The organism is Paenibacillus sp. LS-5 (assembly GCF_056121505.1).
In genome coordinates, this window is the sequence record NZ_JBWAVA010000035.1 from 1 (window position 1) to 10481 (window position 10481).

At 33.0% G+C, this 10481-nt stretch carries 13 protein-coding genes; 12 read left to right on the top strand and 1 reads right to left on the bottom strand.

What is annotated here, in order from left to right; all coding sequences use genetic code 11:
* Positions 1 to 157: 157 nt before the first annotated feature.
* The gene (locus AC0MA3_RS26190; RefSeq protein WP_474658309.1) at positions 158 to 1252 is read right to left on the bottom strand and encodes a tyrosine-type recombinase/integrase; all 1095 of its coding nucleotides are present in this window, start codon (positions 1250 to 1252) and stop codon (positions 158 to 160) included.
* 431 nt (positions 1253 to 1683) lie between these two features.
* On the opposite strand from AC0MA3_RS26190, the gene AC0MA3_RS26195 reads away from it, so the two are divergent.
* From AC0MA3_RS26195 to AC0MA3_RS26250, 12 genes are all read left to right on the top strand, one after another.
* Entirely contained in the window at positions 1684 to 2181 is a 498-nt protein-coding gene (locus tag AC0MA3_RS26195) for a hypothetical protein (protein WP_474658310.1), read from the top strand.
* A gap of 24 nt (positions 2182 to 2205) precedes the next feature.
* Positions 2206 to 2439 (top strand): hypothetical protein, encoded by a 234-nt coding sequence (locus tag AC0MA3_RS26200; RefSeq protein ID WP_474658311.1) that lies wholly within the window; start codon positions 2206 to 2208, stop codon positions 2437 to 2439.
* 58 nt (positions 2440 to 2497) lie between these two features.
* Positions 2498 to 2779 (top strand): hypothetical protein, encoded by a 282-nt coding sequence (locus tag AC0MA3_RS26205; protein WP_474658312.1) that lies wholly within the window; start codon positions 2498 to 2500, stop codon positions 2777 to 2779.
* A gap of 59 nt (positions 2780 to 2838) precedes the next feature.
* Positions 2839 to 3591, top strand: coding sequence for a DUF6710 family protein (locus AC0MA3_RS26210; protein ID WP_474658313.1), 753 nt, complete (start codon positions 2839 to 2841; stop codon positions 3589 to 3591).
* Positions 3592 to 3631: 40 nt separating this feature from the next.
* A complete protein-coding gene (locus tag AC0MA3_RS26215) occupies positions 3632 to 3982 on the top strand; it encodes a hypothetical protein (RefSeq protein WP_474658314.1) in 351 nt (116 codons plus the stop codon).
* 15 nt (positions 3983 to 3997) lie between these two features.
* Positions 3998 to 4189 (top strand): hypothetical protein, encoded by a 192-nt coding sequence (locus tag AC0MA3_RS26220; protein ID WP_474658315.1) that lies wholly within the window; start codon positions 3998 to 4000, stop codon positions 4187 to 4189.
* A gap of 276 nt (positions 4190 to 4465) precedes the next feature.
* Entirely contained in the window at positions 4466 to 4798 is a 333-nt protein-coding gene (locus AC0MA3_RS26225; protein ID WP_474658316.1) for a hypothetical protein, read from the top strand.
* 892 nt (positions 4799 to 5690) lie between these two features.
* Entirely contained in the window at positions 5691 to 6563 is an 873-nt protein-coding gene (locus AC0MA3_RS26230) for a hypothetical protein (protein WP_474658317.1), read from the top strand.
* 88 nt (positions 6564 to 6651) lie between these two features.
* On the top strand, positions 6652 to 6975 hold the full coding sequence (locus AC0MA3_RS26235; protein ID WP_474658318.1) for a hypothetical protein: 324 nt from the start codon (positions 6652 to 6654) through the stop codon (positions 6973 to 6975).
* 241 nt (positions 6976 to 7216) lie between these two features.
* A complete protein-coding gene (locus AC0MA3_RS26240) occupies positions 7217 to 8044 on the top strand; it encodes a hypothetical protein (RefSeq protein WP_474658319.1) in 828 nt (275 codons plus the stop codon).
* Positions 8045 to 8263: 219 nt separating this feature from the next.
* Positions 8264 to 8737 (top strand): hypothetical protein, encoded by a 474-nt coding sequence (locus AC0MA3_RS26245; RefSeq protein ID WP_474658320.1) that lies wholly within the window; start codon positions 8264 to 8266, stop codon positions 8735 to 8737.
* 434 nt (positions 8738 to 9171) lie between these two features.
* Positions 9172 to 10212: a DUF4062 domain-containing protein gene (locus AC0MA3_RS26250; RefSeq protein ID WP_474658321.1), complete on the top strand. Its 1041-nt coding sequence runs from the start codon at positions 9172 to 9174 to the stop codon at positions 10210 to 10212.
* The last annotated feature ends 269 nt before the right edge of the window (positions 10213 to 10481 follow it).

Here is a 10481-nt window from a genome sequence, read left to right on the forward strand (position 1 = left end):
CCATGTGCTCTCCCCAACCTTTCTCTTACTTCCATTTTAATGGGTTTGAGAGTTTACACAATATATTTTACAGACTCTGAAAATTGTTATTAAGTTTATTGAATATCAAGTAGTTTAAATAGAATTAATGTGTTTTGCCCCCCAAAATGCCCCCCAATTACAGCAGATCATCAAGACTTTTTACTGCCGACTCTTGCATTTCTGGCAACATATGAGAGTAGGTATCCAGTGTGATTTTTATCGAAGAATGACCCAATCTCTCAGATACCACCTTCGGATGGATGTTCTTTGTCAGAAGGAAAGTGGCTTGTGTATGTCGCAATTCGTGAAATGTAACCTTGGGTACATCAATCACTTTCAACAAATCATTATATGCTCTAGATAGATTTCTAGGAGAACAGGGGGTTCCAAGCAATGTACAGAAAACTAAATCGTAATCTCTGTATTGTCGTCCATTGAAATAACTTTTCCCAAGTTGCTTCATTTCAGACGCTCTTGCTTCAAATTCTCTTCTTTCTAACTGTTGCAGATGATAATGTTTTTGCAAGGAAATTAGCGTCTTCTCATCTAAACGCACAGTCCTTACACTGCTATCAGACTTGGCTCCGTTTTTTATTTCTTTGCCATCATGCGTAAGAGTCTGAGTGATTCGTATTAGACTTCGATCAAAATCAACATCTTGCCATCGTAAGGCAAGAACTTCTCCCTGTCTTAATCCAGTCATTAGGGTAAACCTAAACACTAAACTATAACGACTTTTGCCTTCAGACTCTCCGACAAACTTTCTTATCTCAGTTTGATTCCAAACTTTAGCTCTTGTTTTTTGGGTTTTCGGTTTGTTAAGTATTTTTTTAGCTGGATTTTCTTTAAGTTTTTTCATCGTTACTGCATCATTTAAGGAAGTATTGATGATGGAGTAAATTTTCTTAAGGGTGTTTTGCGACAAGTTTTTACCATTTCCTAATTTCTTTTCTTTCAACACAAGCATGAAATCTTGGACAGCAGTTATTGTTAGGTTTGCCAAAGGCGTGTTGCTAACAGAACTATCTACAATGTGATTATTGATATAACTCCGGTACATAGCTCTCGTGGATTTGGCTAAACTTTTAATTGGCAACCAATGATCTAATAAGTACACCGAAAATTTTAGCTTTGAAGGATCTATATAATCTCCCTCGTTAAACTCACTTTCAGCCTTGACCATGGCTGCACGAGCTGCTCTTTCAGAAAAGAATCCCTTTTTTCTTATCACATTCCTTTTACCATTAGTTTTTTTCTGGCTTCAAACTCAAACCAATACTTGTTTTTCTTTTTTGTTTCGTCTTTATATACTGGCATGTGATAAACCTCCTATTTTTAAAAAATAAGAGGGTAGAGGATATCAAACATATCTCACTTTTATTATACTCTATATGGGAATTTGTTTGCAGCGCTTATGCCAACTCATGAAGAATTATGAGATTTTTATAAGGCATACACAGATGATAAACTCATTAGGCAAGACGATTGAAAATGAAGGTATCTATCCTGTTAAGACACTAAATAATCAGATTGTTCAGAGGTCCTTAAACTGGTTTATTGATGATGCTAGCTAGAGGAGTTTGAAGAGTAACATGTCTTCAAAGGTTTAATTGATTAGAACGGCGAAATACATAATATTGAAAGAATTGGAGGAGATATAATATGGATGTAAATGAGAAGATTGTCTATGCGTGGCTTGCTTCAAAAAATTACTTTATTATTGATGGAATTGATTACGGACAATTTCATTCAGATATCGACATCCTTGCTGTGAATGTTAGGTTAAAGGAAGTTCTGGACTGCGAAGTGAAAATTAGAACTGGATCTACAAAAATCAGTGGTGGAGAGAATAAACAAAACGGATTTCTTCATTTTGTTAACCAACTTAATGCTGCAGAAAGAAATGCAAAAATTGATTCCATTGTGGGTAATACACATGGCTATCTTATTAAGAAGATTTTTATCACTACATATAGTCTTTTAGGGAAACCAGTAAATCGTTCAAAATGGATTAAGAAGTTCACTCAAGAAAATATTGAAGTTAGATTTATTGAAGATATAGTTGAAGAGCTTGAGAAACATGCACTTAGTTTGCCTCTTTCAAAAAATGAGATTATTCAGATATTGAGACTACAAAGTATTAAAAACAATTTAAAATAACTAATTTATAAGGAGACGAAAATTATGTTGATATTTAAAGAAGCGGCTTGGCTAAATGGAGAAGTAGCATTTCATGAAGCAGAAACGAATAAGGAAATACAGGTACAAATTCATCTGCCCTCTGAATCGGAAGATTCTTACTGGTTTGAGGCAACAGATAAAAATGGAATTCTTTATGATTCAAGAGGCGATAAAAAGATATTTTCTAGTTTTGTCGATGCTGAGGTTGCTGCTAATGCATGGTTTGATAATTATTGATACAGATAAAATGACTGTTTGACCGTAATTAATATTTCAAGAACTGAGGATGAACTAAATGGAAAATTATAGAATATATGCAGGTCTAAGCGCAGGTTTTGGTGGAGCAAAACTCATAGAGACCTCGGAGTTTGAGAGTTATGATGAAGCTATTGATTACGCATATTTTTTGGCTTGTAAAGAATATGAGGAGTTTGAAGGAGAATACACAAGGAGCTTGGATGATATTATAAGAAAAGACAAACTAAGTATCAATGAGGCTACAATAAAATATAAAGAAGAAAAAGAAGACTTAATTCATTATTACGTTGTAAAGGTTGATGAAGAATCTGATTTTTAATTAATGGCTATTTCATGAAATTGAAAAAGCGGTTATGTGTAAAACGGAGAGTGAGATAATTGTTCAATAAGATAAAAAAGATTTTCGCTAATCGTTCTGAAGAAAAACTAAGTGTTTACAATAGATCCATTAAGGAAAGCGAAAAAGATAAAAAGCTTTTGTTTGATAATATGATGATGGCAGTATACGATACTTTTTCTATTCATGAGGGGTTGGAGCAAATCCCATTAAGGCATCCAATTTTTGATCTAATAAAATTGATTGGCCTTCGAACGCAGACAAAATATCTCACTAATAAGCTGTATGATCCATCACACTCTAGACTTCCGAATATTACTCCTGGGGAAGTGTTTCTTAAGGAAGAAATTGAAAATCGTAATTATATTTTTGACTACCTCAAACAACATCCTACTGAATCTTATGCTGTTAGTCTTAAAGAAGATTTAGTTTTACCTTGGCCATGGAGCTATGGGAAATTAATAGAGTCTCTAGTTAAAATTGGTAAGGGGCGAAGTAAGGGAGAATGGAAAAAAGATGATACGAACCATAATGTAGAACTATGGTTGCCACAACGTATTGTTTTTATCACAACTGGCGGGAATCATTCAATTGCATCTGGTATAATTCAAGGCGTAGGGTCGCTCGAACCAAATTATGTATTTGATACAAAACCTATTTATGACTACATATATACAGACGGAATTTATTACTATAGAAAAAAGGACAACTCAAGGATCGCAAAAGTTAAAATGGTTGAATTTGCGGTTTTGTTCGAGGTAGGAAGAATTATGATTGAAAAAGGTATATTTTAATGAAAGGCATGTATCATTATCTAAAGGAGTGTTCAAAATATTGAAGATGAATCTAGTTGGAAATGGTGTAGATTCATTGAAAAGCGCATATATTACCTTTGAAAAGCTATTAGATTTGCACGATAATATCGGTTTAGACCACAATTTAAAAGATGCCGTTCTTTCTCTTAATCACGGCATTGAAATTTTACTGAAGTATGTTTTAGGAAAAAAGAATGAATATTTAATCTTTACTGATTTAGAAAGTTATATGAGTGCTAAAGAGAAGATGGAAAAGAATGGCAGTTTGCTGACAGTGTTTGACGCAAAACCGAATCTTAGAACTGTAACAATTTTGAGGCAATTAATCGAATCAAGTTTCTTTGCGATATTGATATTCCGGAAGATCTAGAAATCTCCCTTATTTATGACTGATGATCAAATAAAACAAACTATTCAAAAGTTACAGATGGCGTTTGATTATTGTATTGATTTTTTTGAGATGCATATTCCCGACATAGGAGTAGTTTATGATAGAGCTAGAACCGAACTTACAAGAAAGCAGTATGAACTTACAATGCTAGATATTCAAGCAGATATGATGCAAGATGAAAGATGATGAAATGCAAGTTTCATTAGGCGGGGTGAGGTTTCTGATACATCGCATGCTACGTATAATATTCGAGATAATTTTTATTAATTTGCCTCCAGCCTTATTATTGCTCATATTTCAAATTTCTGGATATATTACAAAGTATCAATATATTCTAGCCACCATTATTTTGGGAGTGCTATTGATATTAATCAATAATCTTGGAAGAGATAAATACATGGAAGATATGGTATACATTACTCATAGAGGGAAAATGGAAAATTTGCGTAAGAAGGTAAGTCAATGACAATCAATAAGGAAAGTTTTGATAGTGAGAATAGAAGGGATGGGGAGTACTTTTCGTCTATGCCTATAAAATTATTGTATGCGTTGAAAGATGGAAAGTTAAACCCAAAAGAAGTCAGATTCTTGTATTATCTCAAGTCCTACATAAACGTAAAAAATACATCAAAACTCTTTTGCTACGCTGGAATTGATACCAGAATGAAAAATGAATTACATATGAGTAAGCCAACAATTATTGAGTTACATAGTGAACTTAAAAAGAAGAAGTTGATTTCTGTGACGCAACACAAATGGGGAACAAACATGAATACGATGATAACGATAAATTGATACATAAACGGTTCAATAATCACTATTTCATTGAGTTTGAAAACATCGATAAATTGTGAAAATCATCGAGGTAAAGAATGGGACGTAACCTAGTCAAATTTGGGACGCTCAAACTTGACCGTAGTTAGTAGTTAGTAGATCTTTATATATTTAGATGTTTAGATTCAGTATTTACAATTGGCTAACGCCTCTTGTTTGAAATGGAATCGCTACGCTTCAACGGATAAAGGATAAAGTCAAAGGATTAAAGATAAGGTCTAAAGATGAAGACAAATCGCTGAAACAAGGTTAATTATTATAATTAATTATATTAGTATCTCTCTTGTTACATATGAGTCACTGATCGATTTTCAGTATCAAGTTATTTGTTTTTACGTATGGTATAACTGTTTGCTGATCTACATAGGATATTTGTTTGGCGTTGGGTAACACAAACGGAATAGTAATAAATTATATTAGGAAGAACCTGAGAGCGACTTGGAAGCATTCTAAAGGTACATGTATATCTGCCCAAACAGATACATGTGCCTTTTTATATCCCCTCATTCATTATAACCAATTTATGCATTCCCCTCATTCAATTCGTACCCTAACAACTAACCTAACAACTACCCTATAACAATCACACAACTTGAAATCCATAAGAAAACTATAAGCAAATTAGCCTTAGAATTGATGCATGTATAAGTAGCTCAGTGGACAGTTTTGTCCAGCGAGAATAGGAGTACCCGTCGAACTGACGGTAACTAACATTATCATGTTTAACGTGATGTGAAACCTAAATAATGGTACTAACGTAATATTTTTCGTGATAAAATAATCCTATACTACATATACCGACAATAACTTATGATTTGGTTTGCTAATTATGAAAACAAGGGAGCTAATTGTTATGGATAATGATAATTATGATCCACTTAAAGATTTTAGAGAGAAATATAAGAAAATTGCTCAGCATTGGCAAGAACAGCAATCACATGCATATGCAAATAGTATTCAACAAATTGCAGAGGCATCGGCAAATTTGAGCAAGAAGTTAGAAGCCCCTATTGAAAGATGGACAGTATTTTCACAAAAACTTGGACAATTTGCTATAACTATATCTGAATCAGTAAAAAGACTAACTGACAATACTGAGCGCTATAAAATGATTATGTTGGAATTCAATTTCCCGCCACACTATGATATGGAGTTCTCAGATATAAGCGAATTTCCAGAGTTTTATGATAAATACGGCCCAGAGAGAGCTAAAGAATTCATAGAAAATAAATTACTGTCTTATTTTAATCAAGCAATGCTTGAGGGATATCTTAAGCAATGGAAAACAATAGAATGGTTAGACAATAGAAGCTCGATATTAGAAGAGGTTATTAATAATCATATCAATGGAAGATATTATAGTTCAATCGCTTTACTACTACCACAGATTGAAGGGGTAATTATTGAAAGAAGTAATAAGTCAGGATATATAACACAAGCAGAAGTTAAACGTCTTGCTGAATCAATTTTAAATGAATCTAGTCAATTTTCATTTGATGATGCAGTTAAATCATTCTACATAAAACTTGTTCACGAGAAGTTTGATCACGGAGAAGCTATCAACTCACCTTTGAGTAGACATGCAATATTGCATGGTGGTGATACTAAATTTGGATATGAGATAAATTCGTTGAGATGTATATTGTTTTTTGATTATTTAATTGACAAGTTAAAGGTTAACGGAAGCGAGGGAGGAGAATACGAGCAGCCTAATTGCCATAGCTAGGAATCTGAATGATTCGCTTACCGATTACACGACTATACATGATGAGATATTCAAGAAGACGCTTAGGAAAACAGTTCCTATTCCATTCTTGTTTAAAGCAATTAATTTTCAAGAGTTAGAGCAGAAACTTCAAAATATCCATAATGATTTGTCAAGATATAAAACACAAGTTAATGACATAAGACAATCTGGAAGTGAAGATACTAATAAGTGTGGTATCTTTATTGATTACGTTGATAAGCTTATGTATGCAGTACAGTTACTAAAAGGAATAACTCACAATCTGTTGTTGAAAAGCCAGGGAAATAATAGATATAAACTCAATGAACATAATGAACTTGTAAAGAAATATGAAAAGGCTGTAGATGCTTATTATTCACTTGGCAATAAGATGAATAGTGTATTTTCATAATTTATGAGCAAGGAGTTGTTAATTTGAATAACCCTTTTATGCTCTCATTTTCAATTGCCATTGGTTCCATCATAATGTTAATCCTAAATCTGATTTTCTTTGGTAGTAGTATAGCCACTACAATACTTGGAGCATCTACCGCATTGAATTGTGGTGTATTAGCTACCTATTATAGGGAAGAGTCATTAGAAGCGCTGAAAAGGTTATTTGATAGACGATGACGAGGAGTGTGGGGATATAAGTGTGGGATCAGATAGCTGGGTTATCTTTAAAGACAATGAGTTGGGGTGGCCTAATAGCCTTAATAGCGGCGTTAATTCCGGTACTGAGGAAAATACAACCTATTACTACTCTTACTTCATCTAATTTTGAAAGAACATTACTAACAAAAGAGAAGAGAATGCTGGTCAAGTTATTCAGATTTATAATACAGTCAACAATCTACATGGCAGTTATTGGATTTCTATTTTATTGCTTTTATGGATTTTACTCCAATAATCATTTTGAAATCTCCAAAAAAATTATGATTGTGTTACCGAACGTCTTGTCATATGTTTTGATTATTTCTAGTATGATTTTGATAAACACTAGCATTTCTGAAAAAAGTCTTATAGAGAGGATAACTAGTAATAAGAAAATTCATGCTTTAACATTTCTGGTGTTATTATCTGTATTTGTATTGTCAGCTACCCTTTTTATCCCCTCTTTATTTGCTCCACTTGTAATTAATAGGGGGATCAAATATAGCAACAATACAGAGTTGTTTGCTATATTCTTGGTGTTTGTAATGATTTTCTTTGCTTATAGTATTGTGATAATGGGTGGAATGAAATTTTCGCTTTCACAGTTCGAAAAAAAGAAGAAAAAGGATAGTGGAGATTACTTTTATATCCAAGAGAATGAATCTTCAGATAAATGGTATGTATACTATCCTACGAGTAGCGATTTGTTTTTGTTAGGCGATACACCTTCACCTAAAGAAACTAATGTATTTAGAACAATGGGAAAGAAAGAAATGTTAACACAAAAGATTTATGTTCAACGTTTACAAGAAGAAAATAGTGTTTAGTTGTTAGAATAATTTTAAATACAAAGGATGAGGTATTCTGGACAGTAAAACTATAGCAAGTACAACTATGTTTTTATCATTGATTACAGAACAGAATATTAGCAATATTGAGAAAATACATAATCAGGTTAAAAGGAACAGATTATTGGAGTCAATCTGTTTTTTATTCTGAGTTTATTATTAATTCTTGCGTTCATTTACTTGTTATCGTTAGGAACTGTGGATAATAAGAATTATTATATTCTTATCCCTATAGCAGTGATGTCTCCAATATTTCTTATTGTTAGTAAAAATAAAAGTGTGAATGATTTTATTAAAGCCATCACGATAATAGTTTATGGAATTTCTATTGAAATATTATTTGGTGGAATGTTGTACGTTTCTATAAATGTTTCTATTTTTAATTTGGAGTCAATTGTTGGTTGTGGCTTTTTGATTATCCTTTTTTCATTCGGTCTATATCTCCTATCCTCTATGTCTAGGAGAATATCGGAATTATGGATACAAACCTTTTTTAACAAAAAGTTTTTGTTAACTGCTAATCTCATCAATGGACAAGAGGTAGTAGGTAGATTGCTGACAATCACTAGAAAAGGTGATTATATTATTAAACCAACCGAAGATAGTTGCGACTTATTAATAAAAAATGTAGCAGTTAGCACTTTGTTGATTCAAGAAATGATCTATGAGTAGAAGCCTTAATGAATGTATTCATTTAAGACGCTCAAGTCCATAAAAGCTAAGAAATGATATATCAGAAGAGACAGAGAGTATTTATAGAAAGTATCCAGCTATTTTTAGAGAATGACAACGCTGAATAAAAAATATGTACATGTATACTAGCCCTGAGACGTTCTCTAGGGCTTTTTCTTTGTATCTGCATATTGAACTTCGGACCAATGGTCCAATGTTACAAACAGGACAGGCAAATTAATCAATGGAAAACTTTATGTGAAGACGAAAGGTAACAATTGGATTGAGCTAAAGGGAATAGTTGAATTGATTAAATTAGAAGGCTGTCAATGATTGTGATGATGGATTTTTTTAGATTCATTGATTTATTTGTATGTTGAAACCTGTAACATATTGTATAATTAGATAGCAAATAATACATAAGGAGAATACATATGAAGAAGAAGCTACAGGTTTTTATTTCATCTACATATACAGATATGATTGAGGAACGACAAGCGGCTGTCTCAGCCGTTCTTAATGCTGGACATATCCCTGCTGGTATGGAGTTATTTAAGTCAGGTGACAAGTCACAGAAGGCAACTATACAGCGGTGGATACAGGAATCAGACGCTTATATGCTGATCCTGGGTGGAAGATATGGAAGTATTGATGAAGAGACAGGCAAGAGTTATACACATTGGGAATATGACTATGCTGGTGAATTGGGGAAGCGTAGATTTGCGATTGTGATAACAGAAAGTAAATTGCTTGAGAAGGCAAAAGAAGATCCTAATAATAAGGAATATGAACATTATAAAGAGTATCAAGTCTTTAAGACTGAAGTATTGGGGAATATTTCAGAGTTTTATGAAGATATAAAAGACATTAAGCTAATCACGATGGGGTCATTAAAGGAATTTGAAACAGATGATAACCTAATTGGATGGGTTAAAGCTGATCAGGTTGGGAACGCAGAAGAGTCATTAAGAGAGAATGTGGCTTTATTAAAGGAAAATGCAAAGCTGAAGGCTGAACTGGATAAATTGCAGGAACAGCAGAAACAGAAAGTAATGATAGGTGGATGGGACTATGAAGAATTGAAAGATACTCTCAAAGCAACTTTAATTACTTTACCAAAAGAGGTATCAAAAAGTGAAAAAGAGATAAGCTTGCTTAATGTGCTTGTTACTTTATCCGACACTTTCACTACTGGTATTATAAATGGTACAGGGTCTTCAGATAATATCATTGCACTTTATTATAAAGTTGCACCTAAACTTATATCTTATGGGCTTTTAGAAAAAGTAAAAGTTGCAGGAGTCAGATATGAGAAGATTCAAACTTCTAAAGAAGGACATAAATTCATAGCCAGATATAATTCAGAGAAATTAAAAAATCCCGAACCTGTATCTGAATCTGAGAAACCAACTAATCCTGTGAAAAGAACAAGAACTAAAGCTAAAACGAAAAATGAAGTGAGTGGAAGCGAGTAATTGCATTAATATGCTTTGCCTATCCATCCATACCTCATTCAAAAAATAGAATACCTAAGATAAGGACTTCATACCTTTTGTAATGGGATTATCCTGCCCTTTTAAGTATTAACTTGTTTTATCGTTCCCTGTTGAGTATAGACGCTTGATATGTTCTTAATTAAGATAACAAAAGTCAAATGATCCAAAGCCAAGGGTCTGTCAATAATTTTGTGTAAACTCTTTGAAGCATAGTTTCCCCCGAGGGGGAAGTCGCGATTTTAACGCAA

Coding starts and splice junctions, on each gene's coding strand:
- AC0MA3_RS26205 (WP_474658312.1), top strand. CDS start 2,498: ATGGAAAATTATAGAATATATGCAGGTCTAAGCGCAGGTTTTGGTGGA.
- AC0MA3_RS26250 (WP_474658321.1), top strand. CDS start 9,172: ATGAAGAAGAAGCTACAGGTTTTTATTTCATCTACATATACAGATATG.
- AC0MA3_RS26220 (WP_474658315.1), top strand. CDS start 3,998: ATGACTGATGATCAAATAAAACAAACTATTCAAAAGTTACAGATGGCG.
- AC0MA3_RS26230 (WP_474658317.1), top strand. CDS start 5,691: ATGGATAATGATAATTATGATCCACTTAAAGATTTTAGAGAGAAATAT.
- AC0MA3_RS26195 (WP_474658310.1), top strand. CDS start 1,684: ATGGATGTAAATGAGAAGATTGTCTATGCGTGGCTTGCTTCAAAAAAT.
- AC0MA3_RS26200 (WP_474658311.1), top strand. CDS start 2,206: ATGTTGATATTTAAAGAAGCGGCTTGGCTAAATGGAGAAGTAGCATTT.
- AC0MA3_RS26225 (WP_474658316.1), top strand. CDS start 4,466: ATGACAATCAATAAGGAAAGTTTTGATAGTGAGAATAGAAGGGATGGG.